Source organism: Pseudomonas sp. Pdm06, assembly GCF_014851795.1.
GTDB classification, from domain to species: domain Bacteria; phylum Pseudomonadota; class Gammaproteobacteria; order Pseudomonadales; family Pseudomonadaceae; genus Aquipseudomonas; species Aquipseudomonas fluorescens_AA.
The window spans coordinates 648,783-672,074 of record NZ_JACVAH010000001.1 but is presented as its reverse complement, the minus strand read 5'-3'; the positions used below and the strand labels follow the sequence as shown (position 1 = coordinate 672,074).

Here is a 23,292-nt window from a genome sequence, read left to right as displayed (position 1 = left end):
CATAGACCCGGGTGGACTCAGTCCGCCAATCGCCAGGTCGTCCCGCCCTTCCCGTCTTCCAGCACCACGCCCATGGCGGTGAGCTGGTCGCGGATGCGGTCGGATTCGGCCCAATCCTTGTTGGCCCGGGCAGCCAGGCGTGCCTGGATCAATGCGTCCACCTCGGCGGCGTCCACGCGGCCTTCGGCACCGGCCTGCAGGAAGTCATCGGCTTCGAGCTGCAACACACCCAGCACGCTGGCCAGTTCTTTCAGGCGGGCCGCCAGGCCGGCTGCGGCATTGAGATCGCTCTCACGCAGGCGGTTGATCTCACGCACCATCTCGAACAGCACCGCGCAGGCTTCCGGCGTGCCGAAGTCGTCGTTCATCACTTCGGTGAAACGCGCCACGAACGCTTCGCCACCGGCAGGCGGCACGGCGGGCAGGCCCTTCAACGCATGATAGAAACGCTCCAGGGCACCCTTGGCGTCCTTGAGGTTGTCTTCCGAGTAGTTGATGGCACTGCGATAGTGGCTCGACACCAACAAGTAACGCACGACTTCCGGGTGGTACTTATCGAGCACGTCGCGGATGGTGAAGAAGTTGTTCAAGGACTTGGACATCTTCTCGCCGTTGATCCGGATCATGCCGCAATGCATCCAGGCATTGGCGTAGGTCTTGCCGGTGGCCGCTTCGCTCTGGGCGATTTCGTTTTCGTGGTGCGGGAACTCCAGGTCGCTGCCGCCGCCATGAATGTCGAACGTCTCGCCCAGGCAGCAGGTGGACATCACCGAGCATTCGATGTGCCAACCCGGACGCCCGGCGCCCCATGGCGATTCCCAGCTCGGCTCGCCCGGCTTGGCCGCCTTCCACAGCACGAAGTCCAACGGGTCCTGCTTCGACTCGTCGACTTCGATGCGTGCGCCAATGCGCAGGTCTTCGATCTTCTTGCGCGACAGCTTGCCGTAGCCCATGAACTTGGCGACGCGGTAGTACACGTCGCCATTGCCCGGCGCGTAGGCGTAGCCCTTGTCGATCAAGGTCTGGATCATCGCGTGCATGCCCGGAATGTGGTCGGTGGCACGCGGCTCCATGTCCGGCTTCTTGATGTTCAGGCGCGCTTCATCTTCATGCATCGCCGCGATCATGCGCTCGGTCAACGCTTCGAACGACTCGCCGTTCTCGTTGGCGCGGTTGATGATCTTGTCGTCGATGTCAGTGATGTTGCGCACGTAGGTCAGGTCATAACCGCTGAAGCGCAGCCAGCGGGTCACCAGGTCGAAGGCGACCATGCTGCGACCATGGCCGAGGTGGCAGTAGTCGTACACGGTCATCCCGCAGACGTACATGCGCACCTTGTTGCCATCCAGCGGCTTGAAGACTTCTTTGCTCTTGGTGAGCGTGTTGTAGATCGTAAGCACGGTGTTTCCTTAAGACTTGATCACTGGCCCCACGAATCACGCAGGGTCACGGTACGGTTGAATACCGGCTGACCTGGTTTCGAGTCCTTGATATCCGCGACGAAGTAGCCTTCGCGCTCGAACTGGAAACGGTCTTCCGGCTGTGCATTGCCCAGCGAGGGTTCAGCACGACAACCGGTCAGCACTTGCAGTGAGTCAGGGTTGATGTTGTCCAGGAAACTCGCGCTGTCTTCGGCCTTCTCCGGGTTCGGAGAGCGGAACAGGCGATCGTACAGACGCACTTCGCACTCGACGCTGGCAGCAGCCGGCACCCAGTGGACCACGCCCTTGACCTTGCGGCCTTCAGGGTTCTTGCCCAGGGTGTCCGGATCGTACGAGCAACGCAGCTCGACGATGTTGCCGTCGGCGTCCTTGATCGCTTCGTCGGCACGGATCACGTAGCTGCCGCGCAGGCGCACTTCGCCGTTCGGCTCCAGGCGCTTGTAGCCTTTTGGCGGCTCTTCCATGAAGTCATCGCGGTCGATGTAGATTTCACGGGCGAATGGCAGTTTGCGCACGCCGAGTTCTTCTTTTTGCGGATGACGCGGCAGCTCGAGGTTTTCGACCTGGTCTTGCGGGTAGTTGGTGATCACGACCTTCAACGGACGCAACACGCACATGGCGCGCGGGGCATTCGCGTCCAGATCCTGACGGATGCTGAACTCGAGCATGCCGAAATCGACCACACCGTCGGAACGGTTGGTGCCAATCATCTCGCAGAAGTTGCGGATCGACGCCGGCGTGTAGCCACGGCGGCGGAAGCCCGACAGCGTCGACATGCGCGGATCGTCCCAGCCATTGACGTGTTTCTCGTCCACAAGCTGCTTGAGCTTGCGCTTGCTGGTGATGGTGTAGTTCAGGTTCAGACGGCTGAACTCGTACTGACGAGGGCGCGCCGGAACCGGCAGTGCATCGAGGAACCACTCGTACAACGGACGATGGCTTTCGAACTCCAGGGTGCAGATCGAGTGGGTGATGCCCTCGATGGCGTCCGACTGACCATGGGTGAAGTCATAGTTGGGGTAGATGCACCATTTGTCGCCGGTCTGGTGGTGATGGGCATGACGGATGCGGTACATGATCGGGTCGCGCAGGTTCATGTTCGGCGAGGCCATGTCGATCTTGGCACGCAGCACCCGTGCGCCGTCCGGGAACTCACCGGCGCGCATGCGGGCGAACAGGTCCAGGTTCTCTTCCACGCTGCGCTCACGGAACGGGCTGTTCTTGCCCGGCTCGGTCAGGCTGCCGCGGTACTCCTTGGCCTGCTCGGGGGTCAGGTCGCACACGTAGGCGTTGCCGGACTTGATCAGTTCCACCGCCCAGTCGTGCAACTGGTCGAAATATTGCGAGGCGTAGCGCACCTCACCGGACCATTCGAAACCCAGCCACTTGACGTCGCTTTCGATCGCATCGATGTATTCCTGGTCTTCCTTGGCCGGGTTGGTGTCGTCGAAACGCAGGTGCGTGACGCCGCCGAACTCCTGGGCCAGGCCGAAATTCACGCAGATCGACTTGGCATGGCCGATGTGCAGGTAGCCGTTGGGCTCCGGCGGGAAACGAGTGACGATCTGTGTGTGCTTACCCGAGTCCAGGTCCGCCTGGATGATCGGGCGCAGGAAATTGACCGGCACGGCCGGGCCGGTCTTGGAATTCGAGGTAGGGTCGACAGTGGGCTTGCTCATAGGATCCTTGAACGTACAAGTGCGCGGCCGGGTGCGGCCTGATAAATCAAAGCCCGTATCATAGCCGATGCTGTCAAGTACCTGACAGGCCAGGCCGGCAAACGATTGAATTTAATCGACGGCCAGATGAAAAACAGCCTCGAAATTCGTGCCCGGCACGCTAAACTGCCCAACCTGGCCGATTGCAGCCAGACCGGTTGCGGGCGTTTGTGCCCCGAAACCCACGAATTCCTTGAAAGAGTACCGACCATGAGCAAAGTCAAACTGACCACCAACTTCGGTGACATCGTTCTGCAACTGAACGCCGAGAAAGCGCCGCTGACCGTGGCCAACTTCATCGAATACGTCAACGCCGGCCACTACGAAAACACCGTGTTCCACCGCGTCATCGGCAACTTCATGATCCAGGGCGGCGGCTTCGAACCGGGCATGAAGGAAAAGAAAGACAAGCGCCCGAGCATCCAGAACGAAGCCGACAACGGCCTGCCGAACAAAAAATACAGCGTTGCCATGGCCCGTACCATGGAACCGCATTCGGCTTCCGCGCAGTTCTTCATCAACGTGGCCGACAACAGCTTCCTGAACCACAGCGCCAAGACCGTACAGGGCTGGGGCTACGCAGTGTTCGGTGAAGTGACCGAAGGCACCGACGTGGTCGACAAGATCAAGGGCGTCGCCACCACTTCCAAGGCTGGCCACCAGGACGTCCCGGCAGACGACGTGATCATCGAGAAAGCCGAGATCATTGAGTGATATTGCTGATTTCAGACTTGCATCTGGAAGAGGAGCGCCCGGACATCACCCGGGCGTTTCTGGATTTACTCGCCACACGCGCCCGCTCGGCGCAAGCGTTGTACATTCTGGGCGACTTTTTCGAAGCCTGGATCGGCGACGATGCCATGACGCCGTTCCAGCGTTCCATCTGCCAGGCCCTGCGCGAATTGAGCGACAGCGGCACGGCCATCTTCCTGATGCACGGCAATCGCGACTTCATGCTGGGGCAGGCCTTTTGCAAAGCGGCCGGCTGCACCCTGCTCAAGGACCCGAGTGTCGTGCAGCTCAATGGCGAGCCGGTGCTGCTGATGCATGGCGACAGCCTCTGCACCCGCGACGAAGGCTACATGAAGCTGCGGCGCTGGCTGCGCAACCCGGTGACGCTGTTCATCCTGCGGCACCTGCCGCTGGGCAGCCGCCAGAAACTGGCGCGCAAACTGCGCAGCGAAAGCCGCACGCAGACACGCATGAAAGCCAATGACATCGTCGACATCACGCCCGAAGAGATCCCGCGGATCATGCAGCAATACGGCGTGAAGACCCTGGTCCACGGCCACACCCATCGCCCCGCCATCCACAAGCTGCAACTGGGCGAACACGCCGCCCGGCGCATCGTGCTGGGGGATTGGGACAAGCAAGGCTGGGCGTTGCAGGTGGATGAACAGGGGTTTGCACTGGCGCCGTTTGGGTTCGCCCCGCCGCCGCAGCTGCCTGCGCCCCACCCAACCTGAGATCCCCCTGTGGGAGCGAGCTTGCTCGCGATAGCGGTGTTTCAGTCGACATAAAAGTTGACTGTCATGCCGCCATCGCGAGCAAGCTCGCTCCCACATTGAATTGTATTGACCTTTGGATCAATGCCCCGCCGCAGCCGGCCCCGCCTTCGCCGCAAACGGCGGTTTGGCCAGCCACACCAGCACGATCAACCCCATGAATGCCCAACCCAGCAGCGTGAAGTAATCCACGGTGGAGAGCATGTACGCCTGGCTGTTGAGAACCTGCTCAAGCCGGGCATAGGCCGGAGCATTCGCGCCGCCAAGCTGGTTGAGCGCCTCGCGGGTGGCCGGCTCGAAAGTGCTGATGCTTTCGCTCAGGTAGGCGTGATGCTGGTCGGCCCGGCGGATCCAGATCCAGGTGGTCAACGATGCGGCAAAGCTGCCGCCCAGGGTCCGCAGGAACGTCGCCAGCCCCGCGCCGTCGGCAATCTGGTGCGGCGGCAGGTCCGACATCAGGATGCTCAGGGTCGGCATGAAGAACAGCGCCACGCCGATGCCCATGAACAACTGCACCAAGGCAATGTGCTGGAAATCCACCTCGTTGGTGAACCCGGCGCGCATGAAGCAGCTCAGGCCGATGGCCAGGAACGCCAGCCCCGCCAGCAAGCGCAGGTCGAACTTGTGGGCGTACTTGCCGACGAAGGGCGACATCAACACCGGCAGGATACCGATGGGTGCCACGGCCAATCCGGCCCAGGTCGCGGTGTAGCCCATCTGGGTCTGCAACCACTGCGGCAGAATCAGGTTGATGCCGAAGAACCCGGCGTAACCGCCCACCAACACAATGGTGCCGATGCGGAAGTTGCGATAGGCGAACAGACGGAGGTTGACCACCGGGTGGCGGTCGGTCATTTCCCAGATCACGAAGACCGCCAGGGCAATGACTGAAATCAGCGCACCAATGACGATGAAGTTCGATTCGAACCAGTCCAGGTCGTTGCCCTTGTCGAGAATCACCTGGAGCGCGCCAACACCGATGATCAGTGTAATCAATCCCACGTAGTCCATCGGCTGATGGCTGGTGACCACCGGCCGCGCCTTGAGCTGCTGGCGCACCACCATCGCCGCGAAGACGCCAATGGGCACATTGATGAAGAAGATCCACGGCCAGCTATAGCTGTCGGTGATCCAGCCGCCGAGGATCGGTCCGGCAATCGGCGCCACCACCGTGACCATCGCCAGCAACGCCAGGGCCATGCCCCGCCTGGCCGGCGGGTAGACGGCGATCAGCAAGGTCTGGGTCATCGGGTACAACGGCCCGGCCACCAGCCCCTGGAGTACCCGAAAGCCAATCAGCTCCGGCATCGAGGTGGAAATGCCACACAAGAATGAAGCGAGCACGAACAGCATCGTCGCCCACAAAAACAACTTCACCTCGCCAAACCGACGGCTGAGCCAGCCAGTGAGCGGCAGGGCGATGGCGTTGCTCACCGCGAACGAGGTGATCACCCAAGTGCCCTGCTCCGAGCTGACGCCCAGGTTGCCGGAAATGGTCGGCAAGGCGACGTTGGCGATGGTGGTGTCGAGCACCTGCATGAACGTCGCCAGCGACAGCCCGATGGTGCTGAGCAACAGGCTGGGCGGCGTGAAGGACGCGTTATTGCTCATTGCGAAATCCTATGAAGCGAAGAGAGTCAATCGCGGGCAAGCCTTGCTCCCACTGGATCCAGAGTTGCCTGAACTCAGTGGGTAGGACACAAAACCTGTGGGAGCCGAGCTTGCTCGCGATGAGGCCCTTGCAGTCAATATCTCTGTAGCCGGTCATACCGCTATCGCGAGCAAGCTCGGCTCCCACAACTGATCAGCGCTGCGCGGTTTTGCTCGCCGCGGAACTGTTGTCGTGGATCAGACGGGTGATCATCGCGTCGGCCTCGGCCAACTGCCGGTCATAGACCTGGGTGCTAAACGAGGCTTTCTGCGGTGGCTGTTGGGCCAACACCGGGCCGCTCTGGTCGTGCAGATTGACGCTGACCTGGGTCGACAGGCCGACTCGCAGCGGATGCTTGGCCAGTTCTTCGGCGTTGACATGAATGCGCACCGGCACCCGCTGGACGATCTTGATCCAGTTACCGGTGGCGTTCTGCGCTGGCAGCAAGGCAAACGCGCTGCCGGTCCCGGCGCCCAGGCTGTCGATGGTGCCGCTGAACTTCACATCGCTGCCGTACAGGTCGGCTTCGATGTCCACCGGTTGGCCGATGCGCATGTCGCGCAGTTGGGTTTCCTTGAAGTTGGCGTCGATCCACAGCTGATCCAGCGGGATCACCGCCATCAACGCCGTGCCCGGCTGCACCCGTTGGCCCAGTTGCACGGTGCGCTTAGCCACATAGCCGGTGACCGGCGCGATCAAGGTACTGCGGGCGTTGGTCAGGAAGGCCTGGCGCAATTGCGCGGCGGCAGCTTGCACGTCGGGATGGGACGACACCACGGTATCGTCCACCAAGGCGCTGGTGGTCTTGAGCTGTTGCCGGGCATTGGCCAGGGCGTTCTGCGCCGAGGTCAGGTCATCCCGGGCGTGGGACAGTTCTTCCTGGGAAATCGCTCCGCCGGCCGCCAGGTTCTTGCGTCGGCTGTAGTTTTCCTGGGCCTTCTGCACTTCGGCCTCTTGGGCATTGACCTGCGCCCGCATGCCATCGACGTTGCTGTACAAGCCACGCACCTGGCGCACGGTCCGGGCCAGGTTGGCCTGGGCACTTTGCAGCCCGACTTCGGCGTCGTTCGGGTCGAACTGCACCAGCACCTGGCCTTCACGCACCAGGTCGCCGTCATCGGCACCGATGCTCACCACGGTGCCGGTCACCAACGGCGTGATCTCCACCACGTTGCCGTTCACATAGGCATCGTCGGTGCTTTCGCTCCAGCGGCCATACAGTTCATGCCAGCCCCACACACCCAGGCCCGCGAGAATGACGATCAGCGCCAGTGCCAGCAGCATGACCTTGCGCTTGCGTGGGTTGCCGCTGTCTTGTGTGTTTTCGGATTGAGTCGTTTCGGCAGTCGCCATGACAAGTACCTCGAATCAGTGAGTCGGCGTGGCAGGGGTCGGCGTTGCCGCCGCCAGGGTCTGGGCTTCGAAACCACCGCCCAGGGCCTGCATCAGTTGGATCGACAAATCGATCTGCTCGGCATTCAGGTTCGCCAGTTGGCGCTGGGCCTGGAGCAATTGCTGCTCGATGCTCAGCACGTCCAGGTAATTACCGATGCCCGAGCCGTAGCGCTGGACCACGGTGTCGTAAGAGTTCTGTGCGATATCGGTGGCATGTTGCTGGGCACCGATCTGGCGAGCGATGTCGCGCAACTGGTTGATGGTGTCACTGACATCGCCAAGGGCCGTGACCAGGCTCTTGTTGTACTGCGCCACCGCCAGGTCGTAATCGGCGTCCCGGGCATCCAGGTCCGCCCGCAGGCGGCCACCGTCGAAGATCGGCAACGACACGGTGGGCGCCACGTTGAAGAAGCGGCTGGCCGAACCGAACATCGCATCGCCGAGCAATGACTGCACCCCCGCCGCCGCGCTCAGGTTGAGGTTGGGGTAGAAGTTGGTCTTGCCGGCCTCGATGTTCTTGCTGGCCGCCTCGACCCGCCAGCGCGCCGCGACCAGGTCCGGACGACGGCCCAGCAACTCGGCCGGCAGGTTCGACGGCAAGGCGACCGCGCTGGCTTGCAGCACGTTGGGCCGGGCGATTTCATTGCCGCGATCCGGGCCCTTGCCCAGTAACACCGCCAGGGCGATCTTGGCGCTTTGCAGGCGTTTTTCTGCGTCGATCAAGGTCGCATCGGCGCTGGCTTCCAGGCTTTCGGTCTGCTGGAACTGGTACTCGCTGTCGATCCCGGCGCTGAGGCGGCGCTTGCCCAGGTCGAGCATCTGCCGGGTGCGCTTGAGGTCTTCGGCGGCCAGGTCATGAATGATGTGGGCCTGGCCCAGGTCGCTGTAGGCCCGGGCCACGTCGGCGGCCAGGGTCAGTTGCGCGGCCTGGCGATCGATCTCGGCGGCGCGGGCCTGGCCCAGGGCGGCTTCCCAGGCGGCACGCTGGCCACCCCAGAGGTCGAAGTTGTAGTTGAAGTCCACACTCAGCGAACGCAGGGTGCTGTATGCCCCGCCCTGCCCTTGCGGATCCTGGTCACGGGCCAGACGCGAACGGCTGACGCTGCCACTGGCATCCAGGGTCGGCATGCGCGCCGCGTTGGCAGCATAGGCCGCGGCACTGGCCTGGTGGACCCGGGCGCTGGCGACCTGCATGTCCGGGCTATCGCGCAGGGCTTCACGGATCAGGCCGTCGAGCTGCGGATCACCGAAGTTTTTCCACCAGTCGTTTTTCGGCCACGCGGCCGGCGACAGTGTGACCCCGGTCAGGGACTGTCCAGCCTGGAGGCTCTTGGCCTCGAGGCTGACGCCTTCGGTCTTCAGGCCGCTGTAGCTGGCACAACCGGCGAGGCTCATGGCCAACAGCACCAGGCTCAAGCGGGTACGCAAGGTTTGACGTTTCATTTCTCCCCCAATCGCAACACGGTGATGGGATCACCGGCAGCGAGCAGTATTTTCTTGAGGATGTCTTCGAGGGTTTGCAGCTCCTCGCGGCTGATGGCGCTGGCCAACTGGTTCATGGCGTCGGCACCGATGAACGGCAGGCGATCGGCGAGGGCCTGGCCGGCTTCGGTCAACACCAGTTGCACCTGGCGCCGGTCCTCTGCCGAGCGCTGGCGGACCAGGAAACCTTTCTGCTCCAGGCGATCGAGCATCCGCGTCATCGAGCCGCTGTCCAGGGACAGGTAGCGACACAGCTCGACCGGTGTGTCGATGCCGTGCTGGGCCATGATGATCAACACCTTGAACTGGGCGGCGGTAATGCCGACGGGCTCCATGTGAGTGTCGATGATCCGGTCCTTGAGCAGCGCGGCGCGGCCGAGCAGCATGCCGAGGTGGCAATTGTGAAATTCGTCTGGGGTGAAATGCTTCATCTGAGCACCGTTTGCTGCCTAGGCAGTGAATGTATGTCGAGATATTACTGCTTAGGCAGCAAATGTCAAACAAATAGTTAGCTTGCTACTCACCAGCAGACAAAATGCAGACATCCCTGTGGGAGCGAGCTTGCTCGCGATAGCGGTATAACCTTCAACTTCTTCGTTGACTGACACGCCGCTATCGCGAGCAAGCTCGCTCCCACAAGGGTTTGGGGGAAGGGGTTTAGAAATCGCGCTTGTAGAAGATATCCAGCGAACTGGCGACGCCGCTGGCGGCTTCGAGGTACACCTTCTTGCTGAGCTTGTAGCGCAGGGCGATGGTGTTGGCCGGTTCGAACACGCCGACGCCGTAGCGCAGGCTGAGTTTTTCCGAAAGGTTGCCACTGGCGACCACGCTGGTGGTGTTGCCGCTGCCTTGGGTGTCGAGCTGGAAGTCATCGATGCCCAGGTTATTGGCCAGGCTGCTGGTCACGCCCGAGCTGCCCATCAGCCCCAGGCCCAGCGCCGCCTGGGCGAGCATGTTGTTGTCCTCGCCCGTGGTGCTCAGCGGCCGGCCCAGTACCAGGTAGGACAACGCCTGCTCCTGGCTCATGGCCGGCTCCGAGAAGATTTGCGTGGTCGGTTGCTCGGCGCTGCCGCTCAAGCGGATGCCGGCGATCACGTCGTCGGTCTGGCGAATCGCTTCGATGTCCAGGTAGGGCTGGTCGATGGGCCCGGCGAACAGCAGCCGGGCCCGACGCACCGTCAACCGTTGCCCGTAGGCCCGATAGCGGCCGTCGTTGAGCCACAGTTCACCGCGGGTGTCCATGTTGTCGCCGATGTGCACTTGCCCCTGGACGTTGGCCGTCAGGCCGAAACCCGAGAACGCGAGTTTGTCCTGGCCGACGATCACGTCGATGTCCATCGCCATGGCTATCGGCGCCTTGCCCTCCTCGGTCTGGTGGCCGACGATCACCGTGTCATCCGACACCTTGACGGTGGACGGCGGCAGTTCGCGGACGGTGATCTCGCCCTTGGGCACCAGGACCTTGCCGGCGATGGAAAGCTGCTCGCCCTGCATCGTGATGTTCAGGTCCGGGGCGACATCGAGCACCGCGTACGGTTCGACGGTGACCGGCAGTTGCGAGCCCTTGAGAGCCAGGTTCAGGGTCAGGGCTTCGCCCCAGCCGATGTTCCCGGTCAGGCTGCCCTGCCCGCGCTTGCCGCTTTTCCAGGCACCGTCGAGCCGTACCGTTTCGCCGGCAATCATCGCCCGCACCTGCAGGGCTTCGAGGCTGATCGGCAGTTCCGGGCCAGAGACTTCGCCGTCGCTGAGCACCAGGTTGCCGTTGACCTGGGGTGCGAGCAAACCACCCGACAACGTCCCGCTGCCGTTCAGATGACCGGTGAGGGTTTCCACCATCGGCACGAACGGCCGGGCCACGGACAGGTCCAGACCCGTCAGGCGGAACGAGCCGCTCAAGGGCTTGCTGGCCGGCAGCGGATTGATCTGCGCCTGGAGCACCAGCTCGCCGAGCTTGGCGCCGACGAAATTCAGGTCGGTGTCGATGCGCTTGGGGGTCAGGCGGCTATTGAGCGTCAAGGTCTGGTAGGGGAAGTCCAGCCATTGCGCCTTGTCCCCGGCCTTGTCACGGATGCGCAACGTACCGCCACTCGCGTCCACCAGGACCCGGCCATTCGGGCCGCTCGCTGGCAGATCCAGTTGCAGGTCCGCATTGAGCCGGCCCTGCCAGGCAAAATCCTTGGGCATCCACTGGGCCAGGCTTTCGATGGGGAACTGTTTGAGGTGATAGCGCAGCTTCGGCTCCGGCATCAGCCGCTGGTCTTCACCGCACAGGCTGGCATCAAAGGAACGCCAGCAGTGAGCGCCAACGTTGAGCGTGCCATCGGCCAGGCGTTCCAGTTTTGCCGGGGCTTGCAGGCGCCAGGCTTGACCGCCGGCCTGCACCTCGCCGCTGGCCAGGCGTCCGCGCCAATTGCCCTGGTCGAGGGCGCCGTCGAGCGCCAGGGTCGTGTCGAGTTGCGGCCCTTGCAAGTCCAGGTTGAGTGTTTGTCGTTTAATGTCACCCTGCCCGCTGACGGTCAGCGCGCCCAGGGACGTTTCGCCGGCGCGGATGCCGCTGGCCTTGAGGTCGAGCTTGCCGCGCTGGGCGCTGTCGAGGGTCGCGTCCAGGTTCAGGCTTTGCAGGCGATTGTCCTGCAGCGCCAATTGCGTGCCTTGCAGACCGAGCTTGCCTTGGGGCGCCTTGAGCGTGCCGGCGACATCGACCCGGCCAACGACCTGGCCGCGCAATTGCGGCCAGAGCTGGGCCAGGCGGGCGAGCTTGATGTCGATCTGGCCGGTGAGTTTCTGTTGCAGGCTGCCAGTGCCGTTGATGCGGTTATCCCCCAGGCGGATGTCCAGCGCGCTCAGGTTCCACTGCTCGCCAGCACCACTGGCCTTGGCCTGGAACAGCGCCGGTTGGCCCCGTAGCTTGCCCTTGAGATCCAGGTCCGCGTCGAGCTCGAGGCGGTCGTTCTTCATCGTGCCTTTGCTGCGCAACGGTCCGGCCAGGGTCCCGGGCAACTCGCCGAGCCAATACGCCGGGTTGATGGCCGACAGTTGCAACGCCGTGTCCCAAGCAATGCCGTCGGCAAATTGCAGGCTCAAGTGTCCTTCGGCCTTGCCCTGCCCCGCGGCGAGCTTGAGTTGCGGCAGATGGATTTGCGTCAGGTTGCCGCTGAATGGGCTGTCCAGGCTGAAAGCCCCGGCGGGGCCGTCCAGCGCGGCCTGAAAATTGCCCAGGTAGTTGCCATCGGTGTACGAGACTTCGCCATTGAAGCTGCGCAACGTCACTTGCGGCTCGTCGATCAGCGGATACAGGCGATGCCAGGGGAAATCCAGCCAGGCGACTTTCGCCTCGGCGCTCAAGCCGTCGCGCCAGTCCACTTGTCCGCTGAGTTTCAGGCTTTGCTGATTGCCGGCGTCCAGATCCAGGCCGGCGATCCGTGCGCCATTGGCGTCCACGGTGCCTTGCAGCAGCAATGCCACTGGCCCTTTTTCGGCGGGCAACGTCGCCTTGCCAAGCAATTGATAGCCTTTTTTCAGATCGCCTTCGCCGGTCAATTCCAACTGATTGAGCAACAGCGTGTCTGGCAGATCGGCGCTGGCTTTGAAACCATCGGCGGTAATGCGCACCTTGGCGGGCAGGTTGTCCGCCAGCGGTTGCAGCTCACCGGTCAACTGGCCTTGCAGGTAGCCGCTACTGTCGGCCTTGAGGTTGAGGGTCTTGAGCAGGTTGCCGTCGACTTTCAGGTCCAGGGCCCAGGGCGTGGCACCCGGAGCTGGCAGGGTCAACCGGCCTTCGGCATTCAACGGCCAGTCGCCGCCGGGCTTGAGCAAGCCGGACAGCTTCAGGCCCAGCTCGTCGCGCTGCAACTGCACCGAGTCGATCTGCAGACCCTCGGCGGTCCAATGGGCAGCCAATTGCAGGCCCTTGAGTTGCTCGCTGCCGTTGAACGACAGGCTGCCGACTTGCACATCGCCCAATTCGATCGCGAGCGGCAAGTCCAGGTCCGGCAAGCTGATCGGGCCGCTGCTCGGCTCATCGGCCGAGGCGGGCAACTGCAAGGCGATCTGGTCGGCCTTGAGCTGTTCGATGCACAGGGTCATGCGCGCCAGGCACAACGGCGACCAGGCGAATATCACTCGATCCAACGCCACCCGACTGTCGCCCTGCTGCCACAGCAGGTGATCGGCGCTCCACTGCCCGCCCAGCCGGCCCTGGAAATTCTCCACGGCCAGCCCCGGCACCAGGCCGAGGGCCCAGCGGCTGCCAAATGCCGTGCCCAGCACCGTGCTCAAGGCCAGCACGACCGCCAGCAGCCCCCCAACAAGGGCCAGTAGCGTTATCTTCACACCACGCTTCACAGCTCAGGCCCCATGGAAAAGTGCAATCGAATACCGCCTTCATCGTCCATCGCATGGGCCAGGTCGAGGCGGATCGGCCCCACCGGCGACACCCAGCGCACGCCGACACCCACGCCGGTCTTCAGGCTCGGCAGCTCAAGGCTGTTGAAGGAGTTGCCCTGGTCGATGAACGTCGCCACTCGCCATTTTTCCGCGATGGAATACTGATACTCGAGGCTGCCGGCGACCATATAGCGACCACCGATACGGTCGCCCTCGGAGTTTTCCGGCGACAGGCTCTGGTAGTCGTAACCCCGCACGCTCTGGTCGCCACCGGCGAAAAAGCGCAGGGACGGCGGAATGGATTTGTAGCCATTGGTGGCGCTGCCGCCGATTTGCGCCCGCGCCAGCAAGCGATGCTTGTCGAACACCGTGGTCAGGCCCTTCACCATGGCGGTGCCGTATACAAGGTTATTGTCCGAGCCCAGCCCTTCCTTGGCGACCTTGGTGTCGAACTGCAAACGGTAGCCGTTGTGCGGGTCGATGCGGTTGTCGCTGCGCAGATAGGAATAGCTCACGCCCGGCATCAACAGCGTGCTCAGGCCCGCATCGTCGCCGAGGCGGTATTCCTCGCGCTGCCACTTGAGCGACACCACCCGCTGCCAGCCGCTGGGCAACTTGCTGTGCCATTCCGGGCCCACGGTAAGCAGTTTGCTGAGGCTGTCGGTACCGGCCAGTTCTTCATATTGATAACCGCCGGCGTAGCGCATCTTGTCGGTCAGCGGCGGGTCCAGCGGCACGTCGTACCACAGGCCGACGTTTTGCCGGGGCGCCGACACTTCCGCTTCCCAGCCATAGCTGTGGCCCTGGGGGTTGACCCAGTGGCGCGTCCAGTTGGCTTTGGCCCGGGGGCCGACATCGGTGGAAAAACCCAGGCCAAGGCCCATGGTGCGCGGCTTGCGCGTATCGAGCTTGACCGCCACCGGAATGACATTGTTGGTGGCGGCGGTGGGGGCCGCATCCACCCGAACGCCTTCGAAATAGCCGCTCGATTGCAAGGCCTGGTTGAGTTCGGCAATCAGCTCGGAGTCGTACGCCGTGCCCGCCTTGAACGGCACCATGCGTTGCAGCAGGTCTTCGTCGAACGGCGTGTCGCCCTCGAAGCTCACCGGGCCCAAGGCATAGCGCGGGCCGCTGTCGTAGACAAGCTCGATGTCGGCGATGCCCGCCTGGGGGTCCACCCGGAGTTTCTGCTGGGTGAAACGTCCGCTGAAGTAGCCGTAGCGCGAGGCCTGGTTCTGGATCACCCGCTTGGCGTCTTCATAGCGACCATGGTTGAGTACCGCGCCGGGCTTCAGCGCGGCATTGCCGGGCACGCGAAAAGCCTTGAGCGAAGCCGCCGGCCCATCGATGCGCACGGTGACGTTGCGCAGGTGCACCGGCTCGCCGGGGTCGATGGTCAGCACCAGCCGTGGATCCTTGCCGCCCTTGACCTCGCTGTCGATCTGCGGCTGGTAGTAGCCCAGCGCCTGGGCGGCCTTGCGCGCCTGTTCCTCGGCGCCGCGACTGAAGCGCAGCAAGGCTTCCTCGTCACGGTCCCCCACGCCACCGATGTAACCTTCGACGTTGGCCTTGAGTTCATCATTGGACGGCTGGACGCGTACTTCCAATTCACTGTTTGCCAGTGCCGCGCAGCTGAAGGACAGCAAGAGCGCGCCACGGGTCATTCTTCCTGGGAGATTCATGGCGCGGATGCTATCACGAGCGTAGGTGCTTGATAGAGCCAGACATTTCCTAAAAGTTCGCCCGACTATGCCGTTGCGCTTTGCAGAATCTGCGGGTTGGCGTGGAAGAACACATGCTCGCGGATCGGTCCTACCGCGACTTCACCGATTTCCTCGTATCCCTGGCGTTTATAGAACTCAAGGTAGCGCGGGTTTCCGGTGTCCAGCACCACCCCTTGGGAATGCTCGTCCACCGCACACCAGTTATGGACCGCCTCGAGCAACTGCTCGCCGAAATGCTTGCCCTGGAACTGTGGGTGCACCCCCAGCAGCGGCAATACATGGACCGCATCCGACGGCAGGCAGGCCAGCACCGCCGCGTGGTACTCCAGATAGCGCCGGGTGCAGCGAAAACCGGTGCTCAGGACCATGCGCAGGCGCCAGGCCCAGCTTTCGGTGATGCCCAGGCGCCGCTGCGGCGGGGCGATCAGGGCGATGCCAATCAGGCGGTCGTTGACCAGCAGGCCGATGGCCGGCAGGTCCTGGAGAAAATGCTGCTTGACCAGCTCGCGCACCGTGGCCCGTACCCGCTGTTCATAACCGGGACGCTCGGATTCGAACAGGTAGCTGAAGGTAGGCTCATGGCGATAGGCCTGGTACAGCAACGAACGGGCTTCACGGGAATAACCACTGTCGAGCATATGGACGTCGGCGATGGCGGCGGTTTCAGGCATGATGGCAGATCTCCTGGGCGGGCTCGGTGAAGCCTGAGCAAAGACCTTGTGGGAGCAAGGCTTGCCCGCGATGAAAGCGATACGGTCTTTCAGGAATCGAGTTGTCTGTTTCGCGAGCAAGCTTTGCTCCCACAAAGCGTTCGCCAAAAGGACATTAGCAGCGCATTTGTCCTACTGCCACGCTGGCTCCCTTCCCACATGTCAGCTAGCATCGCAGTTTTGCCAGGACAGCCGACCATGAAGATCGTCTCCTTCAACATCAACGGGCTGCGCGCCCGCCCCCATCAGCTGGCGGCGCTGATCGAGAAGCACCAGCCGGATGTGATCGGGCTGCAGGAAACCAAGGTTCACGACGAACAATTCCCCCTGGCCGAGGTGCAGGCCCTGGGTTACCACGTGCATTACCACGGGCAAAAAGGCCACTACGGCGTCGCCCTGCTCTCCCGCCAGGCGCCGCTGAGCCTGTACAAAGGTTTCGAAAGTGACGACGAGGACGCCCAGCGGCGCTTCATCTGGGGCACCTTCGCCGATGCCAACGGCGTACCGGTGACCATCATGAACGGTTACTTCCCCCAGGGTGAAAGCCGTGACCACCCGACCAAATTCCCGGCCAAGGAGCGTTTCTACAACGATTTGCAGCAACTGCTGGAAAGCCGCTTCAGCAACGACCAGCCGGTGGTGGTGATGGGCGACGTGAACATTTCCCCGGAAGACTGCGACATCGGCATCGGCCCGGACAACATGAAGCGCTGGCTGAAAACCGGCAAATGCAGCTTCCTGCCGGAAGAGCGCGAATGGATGGCCCGCCTGAAGAACTGGGGCCTGGTGGACAGCTTCCGCCACCTGAACCCGGACGTCGCCGACCGTTTCAGTTGGTTCGACTACCGCAGCCGCGGTTTCGAGGACGAGCCCAAGCGCGGCCTGCGCATCGACCTGATCCTCACTTCCCACGGCCTGCTGCCGCGGGTCAAGGACGCTGGCGTGGACTATGAGCTGCGGGGCATGGAAAAACCGTCGGACCACGCGCCGATCTGGTTGCAATTGAGCTGACTGGCGCACATGAACCCTGGACAGACCTGTGGGAGCAAAGCTTGCTCGCGACGAACGATGACGCGGTCCCGCCGTTAAACCGAGTCGCCCGTATCGCGAGCAAGCTTTGCTCCCACAGAACGCATCTCCCTGCAGCGGCTGAAAAGTCGCACTCCTGTCATTTATCAGTAACCTGACTGACTTAATCTTCCGGCACTTCCTCGGGTTCAGAAGGTGCCGGCATGCGGCTGTGTGTTGTGGTTTTCATGGGCCTCTGGCTGCCGTTCGTAGCATGGGCCGGCAATTTGCCCATTCCCGAACAAGGCCCTGCCTTGCGCCTCCAGGGCTCCAATACCATCGGTGCGGCGCTGGGGCCGGCCCTGGTCAGAGGCTTGATGGAAGATCAGGGCCTGCTCAGGGTCAGCAGCGAAATCACCGGGCGCGACAATGAGCAGCGCATCATCGGCCTGACCGCCGATGGCCGGCGGGTGGAAGTCGACATCGCGGCCCACGGCTCCAGCACCGGTTTCACCGCCCTCAAGCAAGCCAGCGCCGACCTGGCGGCCTCTTCCCGGCCGATCAAGGACAGTGAACTGAAGGAATTGTCGCCCCTCGGCGACCTGAAAAGTCCTGCCGCCGAGCAGGTCATCGCCATTGATGGCCTGGCGATCATCCTTCATTCCTCCAACCCGCTGCGCCAACTCGATACCGTGCAACTGGCGCGGATATTCAGCGGCGAGGCAAAAACCTGGGAGTCCGTCGGCGGAACGGGCGGGCCGATTCATTTGTATGCCCGGGATGAACAGTCCGGCACCTACGACACTTTCAAGGAACTGGTCCTCAGCCGACAGGGGAAACGGCTGGATCCTGCCGCGCGGCGCTTCGAGTCCAGCGAACAGTTGTCCGACGCGGTCAGCCAGGACCCGCAAGGCATCGGCTTCATCGGTTTGCCCTACGTGCGCCAGGCCAAGGCACTGGCCATTGTCGACGGTGCCTCCCAACCCATGTTGCCGCTCAACCACCTGATCGCCACCGAGGACTACCCACTCTCCCGGCGCCTGTTCTTCTATTTGCCCCCCTGGGGCACCAACCCGTGGGCCACGGCACTGGTCGAGTTCACCCAAAGTGACAAAGGCCAGGCCATCGTCGCGGCCAACGGATTTATCGCCCAGACCGTCCAGGCCATGGCCGTCACACCCAATGCATTGATGCCCGAGGGTTACCAGGCCCTGAGCCGCCACGCCCAACGCTTGACCGTGAATTTCCGCTTCGAAGAAGGCAGCGCCAGCCTGGACAACAAGGCCCACCAGGACCTGAGCCGCGTGCTCGACTATATAAAGCAGCACGGCAAAGCCGACCGACGCGTGACCCTGGTAGGTTTTGGCGACGCCAAGGATGACCCGGCGCGGGCCGACCTGCTGTCCAAACTGCGAGCCATGGCGGTGCGCCGTGAACTGGTCAAATACGGCGTGGCGTTGCGGGAAGTGCGAGGGTTCGGCGCCTTGATGCCGGTGGCGGCCAACAGTGAGGATGAAGGGCGGGTTCGGAATCGGCGGGTGGAGGTCTGGGTTTACTAGAACGACGCCATCAAAAAGCGCACCCGCTTTTGTGGCGAGGGAGCTTGCTCCCGCTGGGCTGTGTAGGAGCTGCCGAAGGCTGCGATCTTTTGATTTTGATCTTTCGCTTGGGATTCAAGTGTCTGGGGAAAGATCGCAGCCTCGTTGCACTCGACAGCTCCTACACAGCCGAACGGGAGCAAGCTCCCTCGCCACAAAAGCCTGGATGTTTACCTCATTATTCTTGATGTAGGACCGAACGACCTCACCTTGCGCCATTGCCTACATCTACGCCAGAATCCGCCGGCTTGTACGCCTTGAGGCCAGGTTTTATCGTTTCCGGGTCGCTGACGAATCAGCGATCGGGTTTGGTAGCCCGGTTTCCTGGCGCACGTGCATCCTGATGCAAGGGGCTTCTACGTCCTCTGTTTTATGGTGGTCATGCGCAGGGCGTTCTCGGACGCGCCGGGTTGCCAGGTAACCGGTCTACCAACCTTCGTATGGCCACCACCCTTCGTTTGGTAGCGAGAGTGATGGCTCCAATTTCTTATCTGGAGTTTCATCTATGTTCAAACCAACACCCAACCCGCCGGACACTGATCCAGCCAACTCAAAAGCGTTCGACAAAGTCGCCGACCGCGCCCTCGACTACTACCTCAAGCCCAAGACCACCAAAACCGAGGCTGATCCCGGCCAACTCTTCACTGTCATCAACGGTGTCGACACCGAATCCCTGCTCGCCAACCTCAGCGAAACCCTGGCCTCGGCCAACGCCATGCTCAGCGACCTGGCCTTCGACCTGGAAGGCTCGAGGCGCCACATTGCCCTGGGCATCCAGCAATTGATCGAATTGAGTGGACAACTGGCAAACCGCGCGCTGGACAACGTCGAAGCGCGTCCGTCGACATAGCGCATTTTCCTGTGGGAGCGAGCTTGCTCGCGAAGGCGGTTTGTCAGCCAACACTTGATCGACAGACAGATCGCTTTCGCGAGCAAGCTCGCTCCCACAAGGTTTCGAGGCGTTCGAGGTTACGGCATGGTGCGTTACCGCCCCGCCAACTCCATGATCATCCGCGACAACAGGTAAATCCGCGGCACCACGCTCTCGACTTCCGCATATTCCTCCGGCGTATGAATGTTGCCGCCGACGATGCCAAAGCCATCCAGCGTCGGCGTGCCGACACCCGCCGAGAGGCTGGCATCCGCCGCGCCGCCGCTGCCTTCCTCGGTGAGTTTGCGCCCCAGTTCGCCATAGATGCCTTGGGCCATGGCCATCAACCGGTCCGACTCCGCCGTCTGGGGCATCGGTGGCAGGCCGCGCTTGAGGCTGGTAGTGACTTCGGTGTCGGCGATCAATTTGTCCTGCGAGACCCGGGCCAGGTCTTTTTCGATGCGGTCGAATTCTTCCGGCACCGCCGCCCGCACATCGGCCTTGGCGCTCGCCTGGTCGGGAATCACGTTGGTCCGGTCACCAGCGTTGATCACCGTGAAGTTGATGGTGGTTTTCTTTTCCGCGTCGCCGAGCTTGCCCAGTTGCAAGATCTGGTGCGCGGCTTCCATCGCCGCATTGCGCCCCAGTTCCGGCGCGACGCCGGCGTGGGACGCTTTGCCCTTGACCTCTACCAGCGCCGTGGCACTGCCCTTGCGCCATACCACCAGGCCGTCGGCCGGGCGACCCGGTTCGAGGTTGAGGGTCACGTCATGAGCCTTGGCGGTTTTCTTGATCAGGTCGGTGGCGGCGTCCGAGCCGGTTTCTTCGCTGGCGTCGAGCAGGAAAGTAATCTGCGCGTAGTTCTTGAAGTCCAGGTTCTTGAGCACCTTCAAGGCGTAGATCCCCGCGACGATACCGCCCTTGTCGTCCATCACTCCCGGCCCGTAGGCGCGGCCATCCTTGATATGGAACGGGCGTTCGGCGGCCGAGCCCTCCTTGAACACCGTGTCCATGTGGGCCATCAGCAGGATTTTCGCTTTACCGGTGCCCTTGAGGGTCGCCAGGATGTGCTGGGTACCGTCCGAGTTCGGCACCTTCTCAATGGTCGCGCCCAACTTTTTCAGTTCGTCGATGGCAATGTCGCCGACCTGGGTCAGCCCCGGCACATACCCGGAGCCGGAGTCGATATTCACCAGGCGCTCCAGCAACTTCAGGGCCTCGCCCTTGTACTGCTGCGCATCGCTCAGGATTTGTTGATGGGGTTGCGCCAAGGCCATGGGGGTGAAGACGCCAAGGGCCAGGCTCAGGCCGAGGCTGACGGCCAGACGGGAGCGAACAGCGGTTATCGTCATGATTTCATCCTTGTTCCGTATCGAGAGAGTGCCATGGGCACCCTACCCGACAATCGAGCAAGGCTCTAGACAGCAGGTGGCCATCTCAAAGGGAAACGACCGACTCCTCCAACACTTGCAGACTCCGGAAACAAGTGACCCGGTTGCGCCCGCCGGTTTTGGCCTCGTAAAGCGCCTGGTCGGCATCATTGAGCCAATGGGTCGCATCGCCATAGGCCGGGTTGAAGGCCGCCAGGCCAATACTCAGGCTCGCCTTCAACGTCGGGTTCTGTTCGTAGCCGAGCATCGCGAAGCGCTCACGCAAGCCATCCATGGCCCGTACGGCATTGGCCAGCGTCAGGTCCGGCAGAATCACACAGAACTCATCACCGCCATAACGCCCGACCACGTCGGCGGCCCGCAGGTTCTGACTGAGGATCTTGCCAAGCTGGCGCAGCACGATGTCGCCAGCCACATGGCCATACGTGTCATTGATGGCTTTGAAATGATCGATGTCGATCAGCGCAAGTGCGCCGTGCCCTGCCCCCTCATCAGGGTGACGCAGGCAGCGCTGGAATTCCTCGTTGAGGCGATCTTTCCAGGCACCATGGTTAAGCAGCCCGGTCAGGCTGTCGGTACGACTCAGGGCCAGCAACTCGCGCTTTTGCCGACCCAGGATGTAGGCCTGGCGAAAGCAGAACCAACCCAGCGCCATCGGATACAGGCACAGCAACGGCAGACAGGCGTAGATCTGCGCCGGGCTGGTCATGGGCACGCTGGTCAGCGGGAAGATCAGCACCCCCACAACAATGCCGGCTACTTGGGCCAGCGCCCCGATAAACAGGAAACGCAGGCCACCGATGGCAACGTTGTTCATCGCCATCATCGCCAGCGTGACGGCCGCGGGCAGCGGGTTGAATTGCATCGCCGCGACCCAGAAGCCGCCGAGCGCCGCATCGATCAGTAAATTGAGGTGTTCGACGTGGTACGGCCTCGCGCAATGCCGGCCCCACCAGTAGGACACGTGTGGCCAGAGCAGGCCGTTGAACAGCATGAAACCCCAGACCCACGGCGCCGGATCGAGGGGAAAGACAGCAGCGCTCACCAACAGCAACCCCAGCGTCAGGCCCAGAATGCGCGAGATATAGAGCCTCCTGGCCAGCGTCCGTCCCTTTTTTCCCGTTGTTTGCATAGAAGCCTCTGCACCGCGGGTTTCCCAAGTCATTGGGACGGGGGTTGCCTGGAGTCTATCAGGGTGGCATTAAATAGCCACCACTGAATACAGGGGTATTTATTCTCCTTCAAATACGGGACTCTGCTCGTATTTTGGCTATACATGACAAGGAAATCCGTAAACCCTCAGAAAGAGGTCCCTGGGTTTAAGCTGCTTATTACCGCCTGATCCGTTTGATTACATTCTGTCGCAGCCCATGGAGGGCAAAACATGCTGGTGTTGTGGGTAGTTCTTGCTGTACTTATCGCCTGGAGCTGGTTGACGTATCCCGGCATCGGCCATGTGATCTACGACATGAGCATGGCCTTGGAGGCACGCCTTTACCGGTTGCGCAAAATCACCGTGCCCATCAGCGAGATGACCGTGTCGACCTGGCAGGGCGGGCCTTATGAAGCGTCCGCCAGTATCCTGATGCTGCACGGCTACAGCGGCGACAAGAACCTCTGGCTGCGTGTTGCCCGGCATTTTGTCAGTGATTACCGGGTGGTGATCCCTGACCTCCCCGGCCATGGCGAAACCGGCTTCAAGGCCGGCGGCGGCTACGACATCCCGACCCAGGCCCGGCGGATCATCGAGTTGCTCGACGCCTGCGGCCTGGACAAGGTCCATGTGATCGGCAATTCCATGGGGGGCCATCTCGCCGCGTGGCTGGCGGCCACTTCGCCTGACCGCGTGCTGACCCTGGCGCTGCTCAATCCGGCCGGCGTCACCTCCCCCCAGCCCAGCGACATGGACCGTCAACTGGCCACCGGTCGTAACCCGTCCCTGGTGCATTCGCGGGAGGAGTTCATGCCGTTCTATGCAATGACCATGGCCTCGCCGCCCTGGGTACCGGGCATGGTGATGGCGGCCGTGGCCGAGCGTTATGTACAACACCGCGAAGAACTGGCGGAGATCTACACCGACTTTCGCGCCAGCCCATCGATGGAGCCCCACCTGGCCGACATTCGCGCCCCTTCGCTGCTGCTCTGGGGCCGCCAGGACCGGGTGATCGATGTCAGCAGCGTGCCGGTGTGGAGCAAGGGCATCGCGGACTTGCGCGTGGAAATCTGGGACGGGATCGGCCACCTGCCGATGATCGAGCAACCGGGGAAAACCGCGGCGCTGTACCGTGGCTTTCTTAAGGGGTTGGGCCAGTGACGGCGATGCGTAAAACAACATGAACCCAAGGTGGGAGCGAGCTTGCTCGCGATAGCGGCGACACATTCAACACTGAGGCACGCTGACCCACCGCCAT

At 62.4% G+C, this 23,292-nt stretch carries 17 protein-coding genes; 6 read left to right on the top strand and 11 right to left on the bottom strand.

The genetic code is table 11. The features are described from left to right. Nucleotides 1-17 precede the first annotated feature (17 nt). The gene (gene cysS / locus IB266_RS02990) at nt 18-1,400 is read right to left on the bottom strand and encodes a cysteine--tRNA ligase (RefSeq protein WP_192260062.1); all 1,383 of its coding nucleotides are present in this window, start codon (nt 1,398-1,400) and stop codon (nt 18-20) included. A 20-nt stretch (nt 1,401-1,420) separates the two neighbouring features. Next, complete coding sequence (locus IB266_RS02985) at nt 1,421-3,121, bottom strand: glutamine--tRNA ligase/YqeY domain fusion protein (protein ID WP_192260060.1); 1,701 nt, start codon at nt 3,119-3,121, stop codon at nt 1,421-1,423. Between the two features lie 249 nt (nt 3,122-3,370). Between IB266_RS02985 and IB266_RS02980 the strand changes: the two genes are divergently transcribed. Together IB266_RS02980 and IB266_RS02975 are read left to right on the top strand one after the other, a co-directional pair. Then, on the top strand, nt 3,371-3,874 hold the full coding sequence (locus IB266_RS02980; RefSeq protein ID WP_060743046.1) for a peptidylprolyl isomerase: 504 nt from the start codon (nt 3,371-3,373) through the stop codon (nt 3,872-3,874). Beyond that, a complete protein-coding gene (locus IB266_RS02975; protein ID WP_192260058.1) occupies nt 3,871-4,626 on the top strand; it encodes a UDP-2,3-diacylglucosamine diphosphatase in 756 nt (251 codons plus the stop codon). Before IB266_RS02980 ends, IB266_RS02975 begins: the two co-directional genes overlap by 4 nt. Nucleotides 4,627-4,746: 120 nt before the next feature. On the opposite strand, the gene IB266_RS02970 is transcribed toward IB266_RS02975, so the two are convergent. The 7 genes from IB266_RS02970 to IB266_RS02940 all read right to left on the bottom strand — a co-directional run bounded on the left by IB266_RS02970 (nt 4,747) and on the right by IB266_RS02940 (nt 15,974). Continuing rightward, on the bottom strand, nt 4,747-6,276 hold the full coding sequence (locus tag IB266_RS02970; RefSeq protein WP_192260056.1) for a DHA2 family efflux MFS transporter permease subunit: 1,530 nt from the start codon (nt 6,274-6,276) through the stop codon (nt 4,747-4,749). A gap of 193 nt (nt 6,277-6,469) precedes the next feature. Continuing rightward, the gene (locus IB266_RS02965) at nt 6,470-7,669 is read right to left on the bottom strand and encodes an efflux RND transporter periplasmic adaptor subunit (protein ID WP_192260054.1); all 1,200 of its coding nucleotides are present in this window, start codon (nt 7,667-7,669) and stop codon (nt 6,470-6,472) included. A 15-nt stretch (nt 7,670-7,684) separates the two neighbouring features. Then, nucleotides 7,685-9,154: an efflux transporter outer membrane subunit gene (locus tag IB266_RS02960; protein ID WP_192260052.1), complete on the bottom strand. Its 1,470-nt coding sequence runs from the start codon at nt 9,152-9,154 to the stop codon at nt 7,685-7,687. Then, nucleotides 9,151-9,624 (bottom strand): MarR family winged helix-turn-helix transcriptional regulator, encoded by a 474-nt coding sequence (locus IB266_RS02955; protein ID WP_053183538.1) that lies wholly within the window; start codon nt 9,622-9,624, stop codon nt 9,151-9,153. Before IB266_RS02955 ends, IB266_RS02960 begins: the two co-directional genes overlap by 4 nt. 226 nt (nt 9,625-9,850) lie before the next feature. Beyond that, nucleotides 9,851-13,537, bottom strand: coding sequence for a translocation/assembly module TamB domain-containing protein (locus tag IB266_RS02950; RefSeq protein WP_192260050.1), 3,687 nt, complete (start codon nt 13,535-13,537; stop codon nt 9,851-9,853). Continuing rightward, entirely contained in the window at nt 13,534-15,261 is a 1,728-nt protein-coding gene (locus tag IB266_RS02945; protein ID WP_225613379.1) for an autotransporter assembly complex protein TamA, read from the bottom strand. The genes IB266_RS02950 and IB266_RS02945 overlap by 4 nt, the downstream gene beginning before the upstream one ends. A gap of 65 nt (nt 15,262-15,326) precedes the next feature. Continuing rightward, nucleotides 15,327-15,974: a GNAT family N-acetyltransferase gene (locus IB266_RS02940; protein ID WP_060738199.1), complete on the bottom strand. Its 648-nt coding sequence runs from the start codon at nt 15,972-15,974 to the stop codon at nt 15,327-15,329. Between the two features lie 237 nt (nt 15,975-16,211). Between IB266_RS02940 and xthA the strand changes: the two genes are divergently transcribed. The 3 genes from xthA to IB266_RS02925 all read left to right on the top strand — a co-directional run bounded on the left by xthA (nt 16,212) and on the right by IB266_RS02925 (nt 19,469). Next, on the top strand, nt 16,212-17,024 hold the full coding sequence (xthA, locus tag IB266_RS02935) for an exodeoxyribonuclease III (RefSeq protein WP_192260048.1): 813 nt from the start codon (nt 16,212-16,214) through the stop codon (nt 17,022-17,024). Nucleotides 17,025-17,245: 221 nt separating this feature from the next. After that, complete coding sequence (locus IB266_RS02930) at nt 17,246-18,580, top strand: substrate-binding domain-containing protein (protein ID WP_192260046.1); 1,335 nt, start codon at nt 17,246-17,248, stop codon at nt 18,578-18,580. A 544-nt stretch (nt 18,581-19,124) separates the two neighbouring features. Then, nucleotides 19,125-19,469 (top strand): DUF6124 family protein, encoded by a 345-nt coding sequence (locus IB266_RS02925; protein ID WP_192260044.1) that lies wholly within the window; start codon nt 19,125-19,127, stop codon nt 19,467-19,469. A gap of 134 nt (nt 19,470-19,603) precedes the next feature. On the opposite strand, the gene IB266_RS02920 is transcribed toward IB266_RS02925, so the two are convergent. Together IB266_RS02920 and IB266_RS02915 are read right to left on the bottom strand one after the other, a co-directional pair. Next, nucleotides 19,604-20,842, bottom strand: a complete 1,239-nt coding sequence (locus IB266_RS02920) for a M20/M25/M40 family metallo-hydrolase (RefSeq protein ID WP_192260042.1) — start codon at nt 20,840-20,842, stop codon at nt 19,604-19,606. An 85-nt stretch (nt 20,843-20,927) separates the two neighbouring features. After that, entirely contained in the window at nt 20,928-22,013 is a 1,086-nt protein-coding gene (locus tag IB266_RS02915; protein WP_192260040.1) for a diguanylate cyclase, read from the bottom strand. 252 nt (nt 22,014-22,265) lie between these two features. Between IB266_RS02915 and IB266_RS02910 the strand changes: the two genes are divergently transcribed. Next, nucleotides 22,266-23,195 (top strand): alpha/beta fold hydrolase, encoded by a 930-nt coding sequence (locus IB266_RS02910; protein ID WP_192260039.1) that lies wholly within the window; start codon nt 22,266-22,268, stop codon nt 23,193-23,195. The last annotated feature ends 97 nt before the right edge of the window (nt 23,196-23,292 follow it).